We start from the raw sequence: 19,976 nt of genomic DNA, 5'->3' as shown, positions 1-19,976 counted from the left end.
CCTCAATCTTGCTTAAAAACCGTAAAGTGATGTGCGGTAATGAATTTCATCGACCAAGTCATCCATAGCCGTAGCGGTCCCCCGGCCCGGAGCGGCGGACGATCACGAATAGCCATCGCGATTCACCGTGTGTCCGCAATGGATCGAAGCCATTCTCGAATCCGCACCGCCGCAATTGGTGCTGCGTCGTCGATGAGGGTGAGATGATCGGCCGATATCTCGATTGTGGCGCCGCGATGCTGCCACTCCGGTATCGGTTCGGCCAGATCGAGACCCGGCATTGTGGTCGTGGCGCGGAGCACCAGGGTGGGCGCGCTGATCGGGCGGGCGGGCCGCTCACTGTAGATCCGCACATAATTCGCCATCACCACCAGGGCGCGGTCGTCTACGGAGATCAACTCGGGGCCCAGGCCGAGCGCCAGGCGCATCGCACTCGCGAAAACATCGCGATTACCGTCCTCGTCGTCAGGCGAGTAGGTATCGAGCATCGCGACACCCACCGGGCCGCGACCATGCTGCTCGAGGCGCGCGGCGAGCGCGTGGGCGATCGCTCCTCCGATCGAGTAGCCCGCCAGCGCGAAGGTGTCGGCGCCGACGGTGTCGAGTGTGACGCCGGCCAGCTGATCCAGCATCGAATCCCAGGTGGCCGGCAGCGGCTGACCCGCTCGGGTTCCCGGCAACCACAATGCGGAAACGCCGAACTCATCGCAGAGTTCGCGCGCCAACCGCCCGAACTGATGTGGCCCATTGCCGATCAGGAACGACGGCACGCAGATCACTGTCGGGCCGGCACCGCCGCGCGCCAACAGCATGGGCTTCGCGGAAGTATCCGAACCAGCCGACTCATCGAAATCGACGCTCAGTCTTGCGCTTTCGATCAGGAGAGGCAGCACGGCATTCACATCGCCGCGCTCATGCGCGGCCAGAACCAGTTCGGTGATACTCCCGCGCGGTCCCGATGCGCCGGCCACCGCCGCGTCCGGAACCTGAACGGCCGCGCTCAGCCGCGACTGCAGCATCGCCGCGACCGCCGCGGCGGTCGGATACTCGAACGCCAGCGTCGACGGCAAGGTCAGGCCGGTGATCGAGGCGAGCCGGTTGCGGAACTCCACCCCGCCCAGTGAATCGAACCCCACCTCGGCGAACAGCGCATCGGCGGCCACTGCCGCCGCAGAACCCAGCCCCAGGACGACCGCCGCGACGGACCGGACCTCGTCCAGGACGATGTCGTAGTGTCCGGACTCCGGCACCGCCGTGAGACGCCTCGCCAGCGAGCCTCGCTCGGCACTCGATTGCGCGGCGGTCGGCGGGCGCACGATATCGCGCAGCACCGGCGGCAGTACGCCCGAGCCCAACAGCGCGGTGAGCGCGTCCGGATCGAGCAACGCGGTCAGAACCAGCGCATGCTCGGTCGCCACAGCCTTGTCGAACAGCGCCAATCCCGTTTCCGGGGTGATCGGCACCAGCCCGAGCCGAGTGCGGATCTGACGCACCACATGTTCGGCCCCTTCCTGTCCGAGTCCGGCCGACATACCCAGGGTCCACAGACCCCACGCCAGCGAATGCGCGGGCATGCCCGATTCCCGGCGGTGGTGCGCGAGTGCGTCGAGAAACCGGTTCGCGGCCGCGTAGTTGCCTTGGCCCTGCCCACCGAGCAAGGGCGCGGCGGACGAGAACACGATGAATGCCGAAAGATCGTCTTCGCGGGTGAGCTCGTGCAGGTTCAGTGCCGCATCGACTTTCGGCCGCAGGACCCGGTCCATCTGGTCCGCGGTCAAGGTCTCGATCGTGCCGTCGTCGATCACGCCCGCGCTGTGCACCACCGCCGTCAGCGGGTGTCGGGCTGGTATGGAACGGAGCAACTCGCTCAGCGCCTCGCGGTCGGCCACATCGCAGGCGGCGACCCCGACCTCCGCACCCGCCGCGGTGAGGTCGGTGACGAGCTGGTCCGCGCCTTCAGCCGCTGGTCCGCGCCGGGAGACGAGCAGCAGCCGCCGGACACCGTATGCCGCGACCAGATGCCGCGCCAGCAACGCTCCCAGTCCGCTGGTACCACCGGTGATCAGAACCGTTCCGGTACCGAATGTCACCGGTTGGCCACCCGAAGCACCGGCCCGCACCACTCGGGGGACCAGAGTGCCGGAGTCCCGCACCGCGACCCGCGGCTCACCGAGACCTACGGCTTCGACAACCGCACGGGAGGTCAACGCGGAGGCCCCGGCACAGTCGATCTGGACGATCCTGCCGGGATACTCCGCCTGCGCGCAGGCAAGCAGACCGGATACGGCGGCCGCCGCCGGGTGGCACGACTCTCCCGGGATATCGGCGGCGTTCCGGGTAACCACGACCAGTGTGGACTGTTCGGTCCGCTGCTCGGCCGTCCAGTCGCGCACTGCGGCTAGCGCCGTATCGACGCGCAGCCGGGCGACCTGGGCCATATCCCCCGAAGCCGGTGCCTCGTCCACGTGCCAGACGGCGATTTCGGGGAGGGACGGCGCGGCGAGCAGGGCCGCGAGATCCGGGTACACCACCGCACACCCCGGCACCGGCACCGCACCCAGCACGGCGACAGTCCGCTGTGGAACGGTCGTCGGGGTCGGGGTCGGGGTCGGGGTCCAGCCCATGGTGTAGAGCGGGTCGGTCGCTGCGCGAGCTCGATGTAGGGTCCGGGCGTCGACCGGACGGGCGAGGACCCGTTCGATCGTGACCACGGGATCGCCATGCCGGTCCACGGCGTCGACGCGGACGGTATCCCCTTCGGCGAGGCCGACGCGCACCCGAAGACCGGTGGCCGCTTCTTGGTGCACCCGCACTCCGGTGTAGGAGAACGGCAACGGCACCCGCCCGGCGCCGATATCGGCGAGCCGGTCCAGTGCCGGGTGGAAGGTGGCATCCAACAACGCCGGATGAACCCGGAACCGCCGCGCATCACTGTTCTCAGGTAGGTCCAGTTCCGCGTACACCTCGGTGCCCGCGGTCCAGGCGGCGCGGACCACTTGAAAGGCGGGACCGTATCCGAAGCCCATCGCTGCCAATTGCTCGTACAGGCGCCCGGGGTCCATCGGTTCGGCCCCGGACGGCGGCCATACCAGCCCATCCCACATCGGGTCCCGCGCATCACCTCCGGCGGGGGCCAGCACACCTACCGCGTGCGAGACCCACCTCTCTTCGTCGGCAGATCGACCGGAGGCGGTGCGGGAGTGCACCGCGAACCGGCGGCATCCCGCGCTGTCGGCCGGCTCGACAACGAGCTGAATATCGGCCGCCGCGTCATGCTCGAGCAGCAACGGCGCCTCGAGCACCAGTTCCTGCACGACGTCCACACCGAGCCGGCTTCCTGCATACAATGCCAACTCGACGAATCCGGTGCCGGGGAGCAGAACCGACCCGAAAACGGTGTGGTCGGCAACCCACGGTTCGGTCTGCGCTGAAAGCCGACCCGTGAACAGCCATTCGTCCCGACCCACCACCGGCACCGCACCGGTCAGCAGATGATCCGTTACCGGTATCACCGTGTCGGGACGCGGCGCCAGCCAGAAGTTCTGCCGCTGGAACGCATAGGTCGGTAGCGGAAACCGGCGGATTGCCCGGCCCGCGAACAGCCGCCCGAACTCGATGCGGACGCCGGCGCTGTGCGCCTGCGCCAGAAAGGTCACGAACTGAGCTGCCTCGTCGGTCGATCGCCGGGACGCGGCGGCCACCAGCGACTCCTTTTCCGCTTCGGGATGACCGGTCAGGCATTCCCGCGTCATCGCCGTCAGCACCGCGTCCGGCCCCAACTCCAGGAAGCGCCGAACCCCGCGTTCGACGAGTGTGTCCACACCCGCCGCGAACCGCACACAGCCGCGAACCTGGCCCACCCAGTAGTCCGGATCGGTCGGCGCAGCATCGGCGACAGCGCCGGACGAGACGATCGGGATAGCGGGCGACTTGTATTCCAGGCTTTGCGCGACGGCACGGAACTCGGCCAGCATCGGCTCCATCAGGACCGAATGAAATGCGTGACCGACCCGCAACCGGGAGGTCATGACACCGTCATCGACCAGTAGCTTCTCCACGGCGTCTACCGCATCCGCGGCGCCGGAGAACACCACCGACTCCGGACCGTTCACCGCCGCGATCGACACATGGTCTCGATGGTCCGCCAGGAGGAGCTCGGCCTGCGCCTCGGTTATCGCGGCCGCGAGCATCGCCCCACCTGGTGGTAGGGCGCCCATGAGTCGTCCCCGGGCCGCCACCAGGGCACAAGCATTCGCCAGCGACCACACCCCGGCCACATGAGCGGCGGCGAGTTCGCCGATCGAATGCCCGGCCACCACATCCGGGGTGATCCCGAAGGATTCGATGAGCCGGAAGAGTGCGACCTCGTAGGCGAACAGCGCCGGCTGGGTGAACTCCGTTCGATTCAGTGATTCCGCTGAATCCTCGGCGAACAGCAGGTCCCGCAACGAGCACCGCAGCAACGGATCGAACTGTGCACACACTTCGTCCAATGCCGCCGCGAACGCGGGAAACGCACGATACAAACCGGCGCCCATCCCCGCCCGCTGCGCACCCTGGCCGGTGAAGAGAAACGCGGTGGTACCCGATACGGTCTTGCCCTGGATCACGCTGCCCGCCGACACACCTGAAGCCAGATCAGCCAGCCCCACAAGCACCTGTTCGCGGTCACGACCCACCACCGCGCCGCGCCAGTCCCACTGCGTCCGGGTGTCGATCAGCGACGAGGCCACACTCCACAGGTCATCGACCTCCGGATTGTCGATCAGCCATCGGCGCAATCGGTCCGCCTGGGCGTGCAGCGCGTCGCGGGACTTCGCCGATATCAGCAGCGGCACCGCGGCGAGCGGGGCCGTCTCACCGGCTGCGGTCTCCACGCCGGGCGGCTCACCAGGCCGGGGTGCTTCTTCCAGGATGACGTGGGCATTGGTTCCGCTGATCCCGAACGAGGACACCCCTGCGCGGCGCGCCCGACCGCCGCCGGCCGGCCACGCCTGCGGCTCGACCAGAATCCGCACCGCACCCGCCGACCAATCCACATGCGGTGACGGCGCGTCCACATGCAGCGACTTCGGCAACATTTCATGCCGCAGCGCCTGCACCATTTTGACCACGCCGCCCACACCCGACGCCGCGACCGAGTGGCCGATATTCGACTTCAACGACCCGATCAGCAATGGCGCTGTCCGGCCCTGCCCATAAGAGGAGATCAGCGCTCGCGCCTCGATCGGGTCCCCGAGGGACGTCCCTGTCCCATGCGCCTCGACCGCATCCACATCAGCCGGCTCGAGACCGGCCGCGGCCAGCGCCGCCGCAATCACTCGTTCCTGCGCCTGCCGATTCGGCGCGGTGAGCCCGTTCGACGCGCCGTCCTGATTCACTGCCGAACCCCGGACAACAGCCAGGACGTCGTGTCCCAACCGCCGGGCGTCGGACAACCGCTCGACGACCAGCACACCGACGCCCTCCGACCATCCCACGCCATCTGCCGCGGCGGCGAACGATTTGCACCGTCCGTCGACGGCCAGACCCCGCTGACGAGCAAAGTCCACATACAGCTGCGGAGCACCCGCGACCGCCACACCACCTGCCAACGCCAGCGACACCTCTCCGTTCCGCAGTGCCTGGCACGCCACGTGCAGGGCCACCAGCGACGACGAGCACGCCGTGTTCACTGTCAGAGCCGGCCCCTGTAACCCGAGCACATAGGAGACCCGGCCGGAGATCACGCTTTCCGCGTTGCCGGTCAGCCGGAAACCTTCGTGCTCGCCGGTCACCCGCTCGCCGTACCCGGACGGCGCAGCACCGACAAACACACCGGTGTCGCTTCCGCGCAGCGACACCGGACTGATACCGGCGTCTTCCAAAGCCTCCCAGGCGGCCTCCAGGACGAGACGCTGCTGCGGATCCATGGCCCTCGCCTCGCGTGGACCGATACCGAAGAAGCCGGCGTCGAAAGCGCCTGCTCCGGTCAGGAATCCGCCTTCCCGAACGTAGGTGGTTCCGGGCCGGTCCGGGTCGTGGTCGAACAGTCGCTCGAGGTCCCAGCCACGGTCCGGGGGGAAGGGTGTGACCGCGTCCGTGCCGGACGCGACCAGATCCCACAAGTGTTCCGGCGATTCGACGCCACCCGGGAAACGGCAGCTCATCCCGATAATCGCGATCGGCTCGTCGATCCGCCCCCGCAACTGGTTCAGTTCGTCGCGAGTGGTCATGAGCTCAACGGTGACCTTTTTCAGGTACTCGAGCATGCGGTCGGACGAATCACCAGGGCTTGTGTCCACTTTTCCATCCCAGGTCTTCAAGGTCGCCGAAGAGGCCCGGCGGCGCGCGCGGAGACGCCGGGTTGAAAGGTGCCGAATCGAGTCAGCGGATGAACTTCCCGGGTCAGCGTGATCCGAAGTTAACCAGCGGTTCGCGGGAAAGGAAGGTGTCGAGAGGCCAGACTTGATGAAGAGATCTGTGCAGATTGCACAGATGGGATCCGGTGGCGCCCGCAGGTCTCGTTCATGCCCCAGCTCGACCGTACGACCGCTCGTCAGGAGGCGGATGGGCCAGCATCACCCCGAGACGCTGTGGCACCTGACCGGGTATGGCGGTACTGGCAGATGCAGGCAGGGTTGTGCGCGGGGTTTTGTTGTGAGAGCGGAGGTCAGACCGGGTGAAGGTCCGCGAAAAGGTTTGGGTCGGAATCGATGTCGGCAAGGCCGCGCATCACGTGTGCGTGGTGGACAGGCGGGCAAGGGCGTGTGCTCCCAGAAAGTGTCAACGGCCAGTTCGCGGTCGAGGCGTTGATCGGCCGGGTCCAGGCGAAGGCCGTGGAGGTGGTCTGGGCGGTGGACATGACCTCTGGGGCGGCGGGGCTGTTGCTGGCTTTGCTGGCGGCGCGCGACTGAAGAACACGAATCCGGCCAGCAGCGCCGCCGCGACGGCGAGGACACCCCTGGTCTGTCCCGAGGCCCAGCCGACCTCGAGTGCCTTCACGATGGCGTAGACGGCAGCGGCCAAGCCCGCGGTGACGGTGACCGAACCGCGCCGACGACAACGCTCGGCCGTTACGACACCTGGACCCGCGGCTCGCGATGTCTGCGGTCCTCCGCGGGCTTCGCGAGGACCAGCTCGGCCTTCCGCACCACGACACCTTCGCCCTCACTGCCGACCGTGACCGGCGACAGCCGCAGCTCGGTCAGCTCAGGCAGCTCCTCGACCAGCCACGCCACCCGCAGGATCGCGTCGACCAGTCCGTCCACATCGTGCTCCGCCAGCAACGGGAACGCGCGCACCGACCGGACCATCCGCATCGCGTCCAGATCGCTGACCGGAGTGATGTGGAAGGCGATGTCCCCGTACAACGCGATTGGATCGCCGAGCACTCCAAAGGCGAGCAACGGGCCGAAGACCCGGTCCGCCACGACCGAAACGGATATTTCCGGCCCGGAGGTCTCCGAGTCCGGCCGCACGGTAAGCCCCACCGCGGCCAGCAGTTCGGCGGCGGCGGCGCCACGGACGGTTCCGATCCCGGCCCGAGAGGCCACGGCGCGCACCCGGTCGGCTGAGATCCCGCCGGGCACCCGCACCACACCGGCGGGCTGCCGCCGCCAGGCGCCGTAGGCGGTCGCCCGTCCGAGCGCGGCGGCCGCCGCCTCGGGGAAGGTGTAGGTCGGGACCGCGCGCCCCTCCGCGCCGGACGCCGTGAGCACACCCTCGGTACCGTCGAAGCTGGCCACCAGGGTCTTGTTCGGAGCCGAGGCGCCGGCACGCACCAGCGCGGCCGTGATCGCGTCCCGGCTCTGCGCCAGCGGAGGCGTGAACAGCGCGACAACCGAGTCCACGCCCTCGTCCGCAAGCAGGACGCACAGGGCCGCCTCGTACCGTTCCGCGTCCGCCCTGGGCGAGAGGTCGAACGGATCGACCGGTTCGCCGCTCGGCACGAGGTCGCGCAAGGTCACCAGCGTCGCCGCGCTCACGGTGGCCGGGCGGAGTCCGGCCACCCGGCAGGCGGCCGCGGTCAGCGCACCGGGCTGGCTCGCGTTGGTGACCACCGCGACCCGGTCGCCGCGCGGTACCGGTTGATGCGCGAAAAGGCGTGCGACATCGAACATTTCCGCGAGCGTGCGGGTCGCGACGATTCCGGTCTGGGAGAACAGCGCGTCGATCACCGCGCCGCGGTCCACCAGATCCGGATCGGCGGGACCGTTCAGCGAGGTCCGCACCGCGCTGGTGACGGTCACGATCGGCTTACGTACGCTCACCCGCCGAATGAGGCGGGCGAATTTCCTTGCGTTGCCGAACTTTTCGAGGTCGAGCAGGATCACCGAGGTGGTCGGGTCCTCCTCCCACCACTGCAGCAGGTCGATCGGTGAGACATCGGCCGAGCGGCCCAGGGACGCGAAAGCGGAGAAACCGAGCCCGATCCGGCGCGCGTGTTCCAGAACCGCGAGCCCGAGCGTGCCGGACTGGCTCGCCATGGCCACCACTCCGGGTGCGGGCAGCGACAGCGAGAAGGTCGCGGCCAAGCGCCGCGCACCCTGCTGGGCGAGAATGCCCATGCTCGCCGGCCCGATCACCCGCATGCCCTGGCCGCGGGCGTACCGGACCATGTCCAGTTCGGCGATGCGCCCCTGCTCGCCCAGCTCACCGAACCCGGCCGACATCACCACCACGGCCGCCACCGACGCGGCGGCGCAGTCGCGCAGGATCTCCGGGACGAGGCCTGCCTCGACCGCCACCACCACCAGATCGATCGGTTCACCGATGGCTCTCACGGTGGGGTGGGTCGGCAACCCCATCACGGCCGAGGCGTTCGGGTTCACGGCATAGACCCGCCCCGGAAAACCGTGCGTCACGAGGTTCTTCACCACCGCTCGGCCGAGGTTGTCCGAGCCCCGGCCCGCACCGACGACGGCGACCGTGCGGGAATAGAAGATTCGCTGCATGGACGAGCGGACGGACTGGTGTTCCCGGCGATCCGAGCGGGCCAGCACCTGCGCTCTCGGCTGGATGGCGATGTCCGCGTGCAGGATCGAGCCCGGCGGGCCGAATTCGACCGCGTATCCGGAACTCTCCAGGGTCCGCACCATGGCGAGGTTCTCCGCGAGGATGTCCGCTTCCAGAACCGCGATCCCGCCGTCCCGCGCAGCCGCCGCGATGTGCTCCAGCAGCAGGCCGCCCAGCCCGAGGGACTGGAATTCGTCAATTACGGTGAAGGTGACCTCGGCGCGGTCCGGATAACCGTCCACCCGCGCGAAGTCCGCGACCCCAACCGCCCGGTTCTCATGGATCGCGACCAACGACAGCTGCTGGGCCGGGTCGAAGTTCATGAGCCGGGCCAGTCCCGCCCGGTCCAGTGTCACCACAGGCCCGAGCATGCGCATCGAGATGGTACGGCGCGACAACCGATGGCTGAAGTCGACGATGAGTTCGAGATCCTCCGGAGTCAACCGTCGGACGAGTATCGATCGCCCGTCCTCGAGCAATCCCGGTGCGCCGTCGTCGAGGTTCCGCTCACCATGCACCACACCCATCCCCTCTCCGTTGGAAGAACATTGCGGTCCGGGCGGGTCGTCACAGCCCGACCAGCAGGGTGCCGCCGTCGGTGGTGACCGGGCCGGATCGGGGACCGGGATAGACGCCCTCCGGCTTCCGACATCCTCCGGCCCACTGAAGTCTGCCGCCACCATCGCCGGGGCTCTCACGCCTGATCGTGCGACGCACCCGCGCGAGCAAGCCGTCGAGCGTGATCCGACGCACAGGCTAACAGATTAATTATATAGCTGTATTGCGGGTAGGGTTCTCGGGCCGGTCCCGGGAGTCGCTCTGTGTCTGCAGCCACTGGTAGTGCATGTCGAAATGGGTGTCGGGCCGGCTGACCATGATCGCGTCGGCCTCCGCCACGACGGCGCCGGAGTTCTCCAGTTCCAGCGTCGCCCGGACGAAGACCTTCCGGTTCTCCCGCCCGATGGACCAGGCCCGGCCGATCAGCGGCCACCCCACCGGCACCGGACGCACGAACTTGACCGTCAGCGTTCCGGTGACCCCGAACTCGTTGTTCAGCAGCAGCACGTGACCCACTAGTTCGTCCATCACACCTGCGGTCCAGCCGCCGTGCGCCACCTGCGGCCCGCCCTCGTCGGCCGGCGAGCACAATACGCGACTGATCACCACCCCATCGTCTTCCAGCCGTTCTCTCTCGACACCGAGGCGGCATTGGTTCAGCTCTCGGCAGCCGTAGCAGAGACGCACTCCCCCCGGCGACTCGGGCGCATAGAAGGCCGACGACGGATCGGCACCGGCCGTCGCGTCGCGTTCGATGCCTTGCGCGATCTCGTTCATTCCGGTTTCGGCCACGGATATTCCCTTCGACGTAGAAAAAGGTTCGGACCCGACGGTCTAGGGGGTCGCGGGCGAGGATGGGATCGAGCAACCGATACCCCATGTCGCCACGGAATACCGCGTTCGCGCCCGAGACGTGCCCCGCGGTGCTGGGCCGCTCAGGCGGCCGCGGCCGCCGGGAACAACTCCTCGAACGCGCCGTGCAGCACCCGATCGCGGATCCGTACGTCGACGTCGTCGAAGATGGTGTGCAGCGTCTCCTGGGTGTGCCCGTAGGTGCCCTCCAGGTGCGGGTAGTCGTCACCCCAGAGCACGTTGTCGTAGTGGGTGTCCTCAATCACCTGCACGGCGCTGATGTCGTGCTGGAACGAGGCGTACACCTGCTGGCGGATGATCTCGCTCGGCAGCCGCGAGAGCCGGGGTCGCACGAACATGCCGTGCTGCCGGTATGCCTCGTCCATCCGGTCGCCGATCGCGGGCACCCAGCCGGCGCCGCCCTCGGCCACCAGCACCTTCAGGCCCGGGTGCCGATCCAGCGCGCCGCCGGCGACGAGGTGCGTGACCACCCGCATGCCCGGGTAGGTGGTCTCCATGTAGTTCACCACCGCGCCGCCGGGACCGCGGTAGACCACGTTCTGCGCGCCGGTGCCGATGTGCCAGCAGAGCGGAAGCTTCAGCTCCTCGGCGACCGTCCACAGCGGCTCCCACAGATCCATGCCCCAGGCCCGGTCGTCTTCGATGCCGCACGGGAAGTACAGTGCCCGGAAACCCATCTCGGCCGCGCGCTCGGCCTCCGCCACGGCGTTCTCGATGTTCATCAGCGGAACGATGGCGGGGGCGAAGATCCGGTCCTGCTTGCCCATCACCTCTGCCATGGCCCAGTCGTTCCAGGCGCGGGCGACCTCGTTCTCCAGTTCCGGATCACGGATGCTGCAGGTCCAGAAGCCCATCGAAGGGAAGCCGAGCTGGTTGCGCACGCCTTCCTGGTCGAGATCCCGCAGCCGGATCCGCAGGTCCTTGAACCCTGGCGGGCGCATGGCATCCATGAAGTCGTTGAGCTGGCGATCGATCTGCATGCCGTCGATGTAGAGGACCTCGTACTTCTCACCACGCTCCGAGCGGGGCGCCCGATCCGCGAGCCGCTTCGGCAGCCGCGAGATCCACAGATCCTCGGGCTCCATCAGGTGGGAGTCGCCGGAATGCGCCCAGATCTTGTCGTCCTCGTGTTGTTCCTGAACGGCGGGCATCGCCTCTGTCATGGGTCTCTCCTCGATCGAGTGACTTCCGGACCGCGCCGCTGCGGCGGGACGGTCCCGCTAAATACTTTACACTGTAACGAAAAGGGGTCATTCTGTATAGCGAACGTCGAAACAACAGTCTTGGGAGGCGCGATGGAACCGACGACAGGCAGCAAGGCACTCACCCGCGAACAGCGCGACAACTACCTCGGCACCCTCAACGAGGAGACCTTGTCCGCACTCATGCGATCTACCTGGACCTGGGACGATCGGGCACTCCGGCGCAGGCTCAGCGAGCTGCTGACCGGGCTCACCGCGGTCCGCGAATTGCGGGTCGGCGAGGTCGGCTGCCCCGCGCCGGCGCTCGACGCGGCGGAGGCAAGGGTGCTGGCGGCGGCCGGTGAATTCGTCGCCGAGGTGCTCGGCCCGCGGCTGCTCGCCGACGCGGGCAACGCCTTCCGCGAGCCGCTGCTGCCACTCGTCCGGGCCACCGGCGAGCTCACCGCCCAGGCCACCCGCGCCCTGGATACCCTCGCGGTCGACGTCACCGGGCACGTGATCGAGCGCAATGAGGCGCTGACCTCGATCCTTCCCGAGGACAAATGGGAGGCCGAAGCGTTCGGCTCGCACGCAACCGGGCTCGCGCGGTTGGCCTACTCGGCCGGCTACACACTGGCGCAGACCGACTGGTTCCCCGCCGCCGGGCTCGGCGCGCAGGCCTTCGCCATCGCGGGCTCGCCGACCGATGACAGCGTCGACGTACGACGCTCGACGCTCGCGGCGGCCGAGAAGACCGGGTCCTGGGATCCGGCCATGGTCCGGACCCGGGCGACAGGCGCCGGTGACGGCTGGCGACTCACCGGCGAGAAGTGGTACGTCCCCGGCGCCGCGACCGCGGAGAAGATCTTCGTGATCGCCCGCAACATCGGCGGGCCGTCGCTGTACCTGGTGGACAGGAACGCCGCGGGCATCACCGTCGAGCAACTGGACTCACTGGACGAGGCGCGCCCACTCGCGCGCATCACGTTCCAGAACACCCCCGCGGTCCTGATCGGGCTCGAGGGCGCGGGCGGCCGCATCATGCGACGCACAGTGGACCGGGCTACCACGGTGCTCGCGGCCGAGCAGATGGGCATCGTGGACCGGGCGCTGAAGTGCCTCTCCGAGGTTCTGCCCGCGTCTACCGACAGCGAGTCGTGGCGGGGCTACACCAGGAAACTGGCGGAGCTGGAGCTGCTCCGGGCCGGTGCCACCGCGCTCTGGTACCGGGCGGTGAAGCTGCAGGGCGACGACGATCTCGACGCGAGCGCGGTGGCGGCGGCGATGGCTCACATCGGGTGCTCGAACGCGGTGCGGCAGGTAGCGCTGCGGGTCACCTCAGTGGCGGCTGACCTCGACAGCGCGAAAGTCGACACCATCGCCACCCGTGCCCGGGGCACCGACCTGCTGCTCGGCGGTCCGGCACTGGCGCACGAGCGACTGCTCGAACGCCTCGGAATCTGATGTCGTGAGCGAGCGTCAGCGAGTGAACCGTGGGCACAGCCGAGCATCGCTCGGTCATGGCGGAGCCGAGCGCCAGCGAGGCGGAGGCATGAGTTCCCTGAGTCAACCCCTACGCGGCGATCGGTCGTTGACCTGGTTGATGCTTGCCGGGGTCGTAGGCGGTTTTGGTGCGCCAGCAGGCCCAGATGATGCGCAGCCAGGCTCGTCCGAGGGTTCGGATGGCGTGGGGGTGTCGTTGGCCGCGTTGGCGGGCGGCGGTGTAGCGCTGGTCGGCCCAGTCGCTGGCTCTGCGGCTGTTGTCGATCCAGGTGACCAGGGCTTGGCGGGCGTGGTGGTTGGTGGCGTGGCGGAACGCGACGGTGTGGGTCTTGCCGGAGGCCCTGGTGACCGGTGCGAGACCGGTTTCGGCGGCGAGCTGGTCGAAACTGTTGGCGCGCTCCAGGATTGGGCCGATCTCACCGATGATTTGGGCCAGGTTGAGCACGCCGATGCGCGGCAGGTCAGCCAGCAGCCGGGCATACGGGTGGGCCGTGGCGGCTTCGGCGATCACGGTGTCGAGCTGGTCGAGGCTGGTCTGCAGCGACCGAACGGCCGCGACCTGTGCGCGGATGAGTTGCGCGATGATCGGTTGGCCGAGGCGGCTGGCCGAGGTCGGTGCGTCCCGCAGCCGGGCCAGCAACTCAGCGCCGCAGCGTCGACCGCTGTAGCTGCGCCGACGGCAGAACGCCTCGAGACGGGCAGCGGTGAGCGAGGCGGCCGACTCGGGGTTGGGATAGCGATCCAGGAATGCCAATGCGATCGGCGAGTGCAGGTTGGCGAAGATTGTTCTGCCGCCGGGCCAATGCGCGTCCAGCAGGGCGGAGAGCTGGTTGACCGCGGCGATCCGCAAGCCCAGGTGATCGCCGCGCTGGCGGGTCAGCGCCTGCAGTTCCAAGGTCTGCGCCAGCGTGGGGGCCAGGGTCGGCAGCCGGTGGATATCGGTGCGGATGTAGTCGGCCAGTTTGAACGAATCGCCTGGGTCGTTCTTGGCGCGGGCAGCACCCCAGCGGGGACGGGCAGCGTGAAAAGCGTTGGGATGGACCGGGATTACCGGGTGCCCGGCGGCCAGCAACCGGTCCACGACCAGCCCGCGGGTGGTTTCGATCGCTACCGGCAGCGTGCCGGGATCACCGTGAGTGGCCAGGCGAGCCAATGCCCGCGCGATGCCGTCTTCGGTGTGTGGCGGCGCGAACCTCTCGACTTTGCCGCCGGCATCGTCGATCACGGTCACGTCGTGGGCAACAGTGCCCCAGTCCCAGCCAGCGAACACCAACAATCTCCTTCGAGGTCGATGCGCTGCCTCTCCGGAAGCGAGGGCCGTCGCCGGAAGCTCATTGATCGGCCCTCTGCGTGCGCGGGGCATGTCCCTGATGCCGGTCTGCGGCCCTCGGCCCGGTGGGGCTGGCAATACTCATGCTGGCCATCTAGTGGCACGCGATGCGGGCCATGCACCCACCGGAACCGAGAGACAACAACCCTATCTGTTCGGGCTGCAGAAGGGATGGTGCCCCAATGAGCGAGCGTCAGCGAGTGAACCGTGGGCACAGCCGAGCATCGCTCGGTCATGACGGAGCCGAGCGCCAGCGAGGTGCAGGCATGAGCGAGCGTCGGCGAGTGAACCGTGGGCACAGCACGCACTCGCGCACGACGGAGCCGAGCGCTAGCGAGGTGCAGTCGTGAGCGGCACCGAGCGGGCGGTGGTACCAGCCCGTCCCGCACGAACGGATGGGTACCCTCCCCCTATGGGATCCAGCGACCGCCTGGCAGCCGTCGACGGGTCAGCGAAGGCGTTCCGACGGGCCCGGGGTCGCCCTCCGTCGCTGACCGAAGACCAGATCGTCGACGCCGCATTGGAAATCGTCCGGGCCGATGGGCTGGACGCGCTCTCCATGCGACGGTTGTCCCAGCAGCTCGGCCGCTCCCAGATGGCCGCCTACTCGTATGTGGCGGACAAGCAGGCACTGCTCGATCTCGTGGCCCGGCGCACCCTCGCCGACGTGACCGTGCCCGATCCCGCCGACGAGCCGTGGGACGTCCGGCTGCGCCTGCTCATCGACGGCATCGACGCCCAGCTGCGCCGGCACCCAGGGATCGCCGGGCTGCTGCTGCAGCGGATGCTGCACTCGGATCGTCGCCTGGTGGACGCAATCATGGCCATCCTGCTCGAGGCCGGGCTACGCGAGCGAGAGGTCCTGCTGTCGTACTCGATGATCCACACCTACCTGTTCGGCCGTTACCAGGTCGCCCTGGTCGACGTCCCGCGCGACAAGAACGACCTGCCGCCCACTCTCGTCAAAGTGATGCCGTACCTGGACGAACTCCACGGCGCCGACTACTACAACTTCGGCATCGAGACCCTCATCGACGGCCTGCGCGCTCGGGTCGCGGAGAATTCACGCGAGGGGCCCGGCTGATCCGCCGGGCTCGTCACGGGCTTCCCGTGCGCAACCCGTCCTTGTCGAGTGCGCCGATCGGCAGCTTCGGCAGTTCGCCGACCACAATGATGCTGTTGCACCAGGGGTGTCACTGCAGATCGCGGCCCGTTGACAACTGTTCGGCGACCGGGGACTGGCGCGGCTTACTCCTCGACGTGGAGCGCACGCTCCGGGCAGGCGCCGTCTTCCCCGGAGCGCACGGTCGGCATCGGCGGGGTCGAGTTCGACGGAATCGACACGGTTCGGCAAGGTTCTTCACCTGCTGGGAAAGGCCGGCGACGCGCGGATCGAATCGGGTGGTAGCGGGCTGCATCGTTTCCTTCGGGACAGGAAGCCGGTGCCGACGACCGGTGGGTCGGCGTCGGCTCGGTCGGAACAGATGGCGATAGGGACCGAATCGCGGCGAGCGATCAGCGGTCGATCTGCTCGCGCAGGTCTTCGGGGATCGAACCGGAGGTGATGTCCTCGCTCTGGCCGAGATCGGTGGGGAAGATGATCGAGGTGCGCGCGAACTGCCCACCGTCGGTCGACTGGATCGTCTGCCCGGACATGTAACTCGACTCGTCCGAGGCCAAGAACAACGCGAGGTTCGCGTTGTCCCGCAGCACCGGCGGACGCTCGAGGCGCAGCGGCATGGCCCGCTTATCCGGATCCCAGGGCTGCATCTCCTCGTAGGACTTGCCCAGCACCTCCGCCTCCGCTGGTAACGCGAAGTTCACCGACATCCCGTGCGTCGGGCACAACGCATTGACCCGGATCCCGAACTTGCCGAACTCCAGCGCCGCCGCGCGGACCAGACCGTTTACCGCGGCCTTCGACGCGGTGTACATCGGGAAGCCTGGGTAGGCCGTGAACGACGCCGCCGACGAGGTCGCCAACAACGCGCCACCACGCTTGTTCGCGATCATCCACCGGGCCGCCGCTTTCCAGGCCAGGTAGATGCCGGTGGTATTCACCGCGAAGATGTTGTTCCAGTCCTCCAGCGACGACTCGGCCAGCGGCTGCATCCCGAAACCCGGCTCCGGGATGCCGGCGTTGGCCCACATCACGTCGATGCGCCCGTAGGCCTCGACCGCTATGTCGACCAGCCCGTTCATGTCGGCCTCGACGCGCACGTCCGCGTCCACCGCGGTGGTGCTGCCGCCGAGTGCTTTGATCTCGCCGGCCACCTTCTGCGAGCGGCCGGGTACGGCGTCACTGACGACCACCCGCGCGCCCTCCGCGGCGAAGAGCAGCGCGCCCTCCCGCCCGAGGCCGGAGCCCGCTCCGGTGATGGCGACGATCTTGTCCTGCATACGCATGGTCATTTCTCCGCTTACTTCGCCGGGCTCGCGATCGACTTGATACGCAGGTACTCCCGGAATCCGGCGACGCCGTGCTCCACACCGTCACCGCTGATGCCGTAACCACCGAACGGCGCGTCCGGCGACAGGTAGAAGGAGTTGTTGATGTTCACCGTTCCGGCGCGCAGCTTGTGCGCGACCGCCCAGGCGCGTTCCTCGTCGGCCGACTGCACATACGCCGACAGCCCGTAGCGTGAGTTGTTGGCGACCCGCACGGCCTCGTTGTCGTTGCCCTCGTACCGGATCACCGACAGCACTGGACCGAACACCTCGGTCTGGGCGATCTCGGCGTTCTCGTCGACATCGACCAGCAGCGTGGGCTCGTACCAGAAACCGCGATCGAATTTGTCGCCGCGCTTACCGCCCGCCAGCAGACGGGCCCCGGCCTGCCGCGCACGCTCGACCAGACCCTCGATCCGCTGCACCTGTTCTTCCCGGATGATCGGCCCGACCATGTTCCCCGGGTCCTTGGGATCGCCCCAGGGCAGATTGGCGATCATCGCCTCGAGCCGCGCGACCACCTCGTCGTAGATGTCGGCGTGTACGACCATCCGGGTGGCCAGCGCGCATCCCTGGCCGCTGTTCGACATGCACATCGCCACGCCCAGACCGCAGGCCATGTCCAGGTTCGCGTCCGGCAGCAGCACATTCGCCGACTTACCGCCCAATTCCAGCACGGTGTGGCGGATTCCGTTGGCGGCCCGCTCCGCGATCCGCTGTCCGACGCCCGGCGACCCGGTGAAGTGGTACAGATCGATACGCGGGTCGGCAGTCATAGCGTCACCGACTATGGCCTTGTCCGCGGAACTGATCGCATGGTAAGCGCCCTTCGGAATGTCGGTGAACTCGCTCACCACCTGCGCGAGCAACGCCGCGGTGAGCGGGGTGTCCGGCGCGCTCTTGAGGATGACCGCGTTGCCGGTGGCCAGCCCGTGATGCACCTTCCAGATCGCGGTCATGAACGGCGCGTTCCACGGCGTGATCGCCCCGACCACGCCGTACGGCTCGTAGCGGATCCGGCGCAGGCTCCGGTTCCCGAGGATGTCGTAGGCAGGCAGATCCTCCTCCCACTGGAACGACGTGGTCAGGTCATTGAAGAAGTCCATCCCGTCGATCATCACGTCGACGTGCGTCGCCATGTTCCCGGCACAGATCCCCGCCTCGGCGACGAGCAACGCCTTGATCTCGTCGGATCGCTCGCGCAGCGCCTGCTGCAACTGCGCCAGGCACTTATGCCGGAACCCGTGGTCGAGGCCCCAGTCCGAGGTGTCCGCGAAACGCCGCGCGGCCTCGATCGCGTCCGCGGCGTCCTCCGCCCCCGCGTCGGCCGCCTCCGCGATCACCGACTCGTCGGCCGGATTGATCACCTCGTAGCGACGCCCGGATCGTGCTTCGCGGAATTCACCGTCGATGAACAACCGGCCTTCGAACGTCGACATCTCTCGATCTCCTCATGGTGGTTTCGACTAAAAGGCGCAGCGCCGGGTGGATTCGTCGCTGGAACGATGACCGAGTACCGCCGTCCCTGTCGGTCACGCGCCAGCTCGCCGAGGCGGACACGTGACGTGAATCTCTTAAATTATCTAACTGTAAACAGGGTTACATGTCAAGGGAGTTCGACTCCCTAGCTACCGCAGTGCGAGATGGGGCCCATGACGACGAGCACCGACCGCAAACGCCGATCGCCTGGCGAGGTCAAGCAGCTCATAGCGAACGCCGCCTCCGCGGAGTTCGTGGAGAACGGTTTCGAGCGAACGACGATCCGCTCGGTGGCGCGCCGTGCGGGCGCCACCGAGTCGATGGTGTTCCGCCACTTCGAATCCAAGGCCGAACTGTTCCGATCGACCGCAGCTGCGCCGCTGGTCTCGTTCATGGACGACTTCGCCAGCACCCTGGGCGACGACACGCGGCACGATCCTCATGATGTCACCCTTTGTTTCGCCCGCGGGCTGTACGAGCTGTGTTCCACCAATCGCCACATCCTCGTCTCACTCGCCGCCGGAACCGACGACGATCGGGCCACTGCGGAAGCCTCACCGCTGACATGTCTGCAGGCCTTGATCGACGGTGTGCATCGCTACATGGCGGGAAATGGACGGAGGCCACCAGCGATATGCGGTCGACCGTCCGACTCACGGTTGCCCTGGCTGGCCGGCGAGGCGTTGTTCCCGCCGGGCATCGGCGAAACCGAAATAGGCTCGGCGCTGGCACAATTCATCCTTTTCGGGGCCGGCTACGCACCGGCGGCCGCGGCGGACGGACGCTGAACAGCCCTTGGGTTATCGGCTCAGCGCGGCCCGAAGCGCTGCGCGCCGTCCAGCCGGACCACCTCGCCGTTGATGTAGCCGTTGGTCAGCAGGTGCTCGGCGAGTGCCGCGAATTCCTCGGGGTCACCGAGCCGCTTCGGGAACGGGACGTTGCCAGTGAACTTGGCCAGAGCGTCCTCGCCCACCGATTCCATGATCGCCGTGCGCATGGTGCCGGGCGCGATGGTGTTGACCCGGATGCCGACCGAACTCAGGTCACGAGCCGCGGCCAGGGTGAGGCCGACGATCCCCGCCTTGGCCGCCGCGTAGGCAGTCTGGCCGATCTGGCCCTCGTACGCCGCGATCGACGCGGTGAACACCACCGATCCCCGCTCCCCCGCAGCGGTCGGCTCATTCGCCGCCATCCGCGCCGCGGCCAGTCGCAGCACGTTGTAGGTGCCGACCAGGTAGAGGTCGAGGGTCTTGGTGAAGCCCTCCAGCGAGGCCGGGCTGCCATCCCGGTTGACCACCCGCTCGGCGACACCCCAGCCACCGTGGGCGATGACGACGTGGCGCAGCGTGCCCAGTTCCGCGGCGGCGTCCAGTGCCGCGAGCACCGAGTCCTCGGAGGTCACGTCGGTGCGCTGGTACACGGCGCCGGCGCCGAGAGCGCCGACCAGGGCCTCGGCGCGTTCATCGGCGAGGTCGGCGACCACGACCTTCATCCCCGCCTTGCGCAGGCAGCGGACGACGGCCTCACCGAGCCCTCCCGCGCCGCCGGTGACCAGTGCTACATCGCTCGCTGGGATAGTCATGCGTTCTCCGTTCGATGTCGCCACG

13 protein-coding genes are annotated in these 19,976 nt (G+C 68.0%); 4 read left to right on the top strand and 9 right to left on the bottom strand.

Annotation, left to right across the window (positions count from 1 at the left end):
• Nucleotides 1–122: 122 nt before the first annotated feature.
• A complete protein-coding gene (locus tag OH799_RS06335; RefSeq protein ID WP_406276658.1) occupies nucleotides 123–6,284 on the bottom strand; it encodes an SDR family NAD(P)-dependent oxidoreductase in 6,162 nt (2,053 codons plus the stop codon).
• 465 nt (nucleotides 6,285–6,749) lie between these two features.
• Between OH799_RS06335 and OH799_RS06330 the strand changes: the two genes are divergently transcribed.
• Nucleotides 6,750–6,896 carry a hypothetical protein gene (locus tag OH799_RS06330; RefSeq protein WP_406276656.1) on the top strand — a complete coding sequence of 49 codons (147 nt, stop codon included), beginning with the start codon at nucleotides 6,750–6,752 and terminating at the stop codon, nucleotides 6,894–6,896.
• Between the two features lie 159 nt (nucleotides 6,897–7,055).
• Here the strand turns inward: OH799_RS06330 and OH799_RS06325 are convergent, their stop codons facing one another.
• From OH799_RS06325 to OH799_RS06310, 4 genes are all read right to left on the bottom strand, one after another.
• Complete coding sequence (locus tag OH799_RS06325; protein WP_406276654.1) at nucleotides 7,056–9,524, bottom strand: GNAT family N-acetyltransferase; 2,469 nt, start codon at nucleotides 9,522–9,524, stop codon at nucleotides 7,056–7,058.
• A gap of 40 nt (nucleotides 9,525–9,564) precedes the next feature.
• Entirely contained in the window at nucleotides 9,565–9,750 is a 186-nt protein-coding gene (locus tag OH799_RS06320; RefSeq protein WP_406276652.1) for a hypothetical protein, read from the bottom strand.
• A gap of 15 nt (nucleotides 9,751–9,765) precedes the next feature.
• A complete protein-coding gene (locus OH799_RS06315; RefSeq protein ID WP_406276650.1) occupies nucleotides 9,766–10,347 on the bottom strand; it encodes a PaaI family thioesterase in 582 nt (193 codons plus the stop codon).
• Between the two features lie 143 nt (nucleotides 10,348–10,490).
• Entirely contained in the window at nucleotides 10,491–11,591 is a 1,101-nt protein-coding gene (locus OH799_RS06310; RefSeq protein ID WP_406276648.1) for an amidohydrolase family protein, read from the bottom strand.
• 132 nt (nucleotides 11,592–11,723) lie between these two features.
• Here OH799_RS06310 and OH799_RS06305 point away from each other — a divergent pair, with 132 nt between their 5' ends.
• Complete coding sequence (locus OH799_RS06305; RefSeq protein WP_406276646.1) at nucleotides 11,724–13,073, top strand: acyl-CoA dehydrogenase family protein; 1,350 nt, start codon at nucleotides 11,724–11,726, stop codon at nucleotides 13,071–13,073.
• 109 nt (nucleotides 13,074–13,182) lie between these two features.
• Here OH799_RS06305 and OH799_RS06300 read toward each other — a convergent pair whose 3' ends face one another.
• Complete coding sequence (locus tag OH799_RS06300) at nucleotides 13,183–14,382, bottom strand: IS110 family transposase (RefSeq protein ID WP_406272567.1); 1,200 nt, start codon at nucleotides 14,380–14,382, stop codon at nucleotides 13,183–13,185.
• A 472-nt stretch (nucleotides 14,383–14,854) separates the two neighbouring features.
• Between OH799_RS06300 and OH799_RS06295 the strand changes: the two genes are divergently transcribed.
• Nucleotides 14,855–15,526 (top strand): TetR family transcriptional regulator, encoded by a 672-nt coding sequence (locus OH799_RS06295; RefSeq protein ID WP_406276644.1) that lies wholly within the window; start codon nucleotides 14,855–14,857, stop codon nucleotides 15,524–15,526.
• 431 nt (nucleotides 15,527–15,957) lie between these two features.
• Here the strand turns inward: OH799_RS06295 and OH799_RS06290 are convergent, their stop codons facing one another.
• Both OH799_RS06290 and OH799_RS06285 read right to left on the bottom strand, forming a co-directional pair.
• On the bottom strand, nucleotides 15,958–16,848 hold the full coding sequence (locus OH799_RS06290) for an SDR family NAD(P)-dependent oxidoreductase (protein ID WP_406276642.1): 891 nt from the start codon (nucleotides 16,846–16,848) through the stop codon (nucleotides 15,958–15,960).
• Between the two features lie 14 nt (nucleotides 16,849–16,862).
• Entirely contained in the window at nucleotides 16,863–18,329 is a 1,467-nt protein-coding gene (locus OH799_RS06285) for an aldehyde dehydrogenase family protein (protein ID WP_406276640.1), read from the bottom strand.
• A 213-nt stretch (nucleotides 18,330–18,542) separates the two neighbouring features.
• On the opposite strand from OH799_RS06285, the gene OH799_RS06280 reads away from it, so the two are divergent.
• Nucleotides 18,543–19,157, top strand: a complete 615-nt coding sequence (locus tag OH799_RS06280; RefSeq protein WP_406276638.1) for a TetR/AcrR family transcriptional regulator — start codon at nucleotides 18,543–18,545, stop codon at nucleotides 19,155–19,157.
• A 20-nt stretch (nucleotides 19,158–19,177) separates the two neighbouring features.
• On the opposite strand, the gene OH799_RS06275 is transcribed toward OH799_RS06280, so the two are convergent.
• Nucleotides 19,178–19,951, bottom strand: a complete 774-nt coding sequence (locus tag OH799_RS06275; RefSeq protein ID WP_406276636.1) for an SDR family NAD(P)-dependent oxidoreductase — start codon at nucleotides 19,949–19,951, stop codon at nucleotides 19,178–19,180.
• Between the last annotated feature and the right edge of the window lie 25 nt (nucleotides 19,952–19,976).

This window comes from Nocardia sp. NBC_00881, from assembly GCF_045207455.1.
In the GTDB taxonomy this organism is placed as follows: Bacteria; Actinomycetota; Actinomycetes; order Mycobacteriales; family Mycobacteriaceae; genus Nocardia.
This window is presented reverse-complemented; position numbering and strand designations above follow the sequence as displayed.